1 protein-coding gene is annotated in these 709 nt (G+C 49.2%); it reads left to right on the forward strand.

What is annotated here, in order from left to right; all coding sequences use genetic code 11:
- A partial coding sequence (gene pgeF, locus A3729_RS25215) for a peptidoglycan editing factor PgeF (protein ID WP_068634407.1) occupies window positions 1–709 on the forward strand: 709 nt, incomplete at both ends.

Consider the following 709-nt stretch of genomic DNA (forward strand, 5'->3'; position numbering starts at 1 on the left):
TGGTTAAAACCTGAATGGCCCGTCGCGAGTCAAGTAGTCGCCTTTACTACGTCTCGCTTGGCTCCCGACACGATGCCAGATAGCAAGCTAAGCAGCTACCAAGACTTTAACTTGGCCCTACACGTCAACGATAATGAACAAACTGTACGACACAACAGGACAGTACTTGCGTCCCACTGCGCCTTAAATGCAGAGAATATTCATTGGCTGGAGCAGATACATAGTAATACTCTTGTTCAGGCCGAAAGCTCATCTATCAGCACTCAAGCAGACGCAAGTTATACTCGCAAGCAGCAAGAAGCCTGTGTCGTTATGACGGCCGACTGCCTTCCGGTACTGTTCTGCAACAAACAGGCAACGCAAGTCGCTGCCGCACATGCGGGTTGGCGAGGCTTAGCTTCTGGCATCCTAACTAAGACTGTAGAAAGCTTTGACTCACCCAATGAAGTAATTGCCTGGCTTGGCCCGGCAATCAGCCAAAAGGCATTTGAAGTTGGCGACGATGTCTATACAGCATTTTGTAACAAAGACCCCGAAGCCGCTCAAGCCTTTATCCCGGGAAAGGAACCAGGAAAATGGTTGGCAGATTTATACCTACTTGCCCGGATTGAGCTAAAAGCCATTGGAGTCAGCGCGATTTATGGCGGCACGCATTGCACCTTTCTTGAAAACCAACACTTCTATTCTTTTCGCCGTGATGGCCAAGTCT

This window comes from Oleiphilus sp. HI0043 (assembly GCF_001634935.1).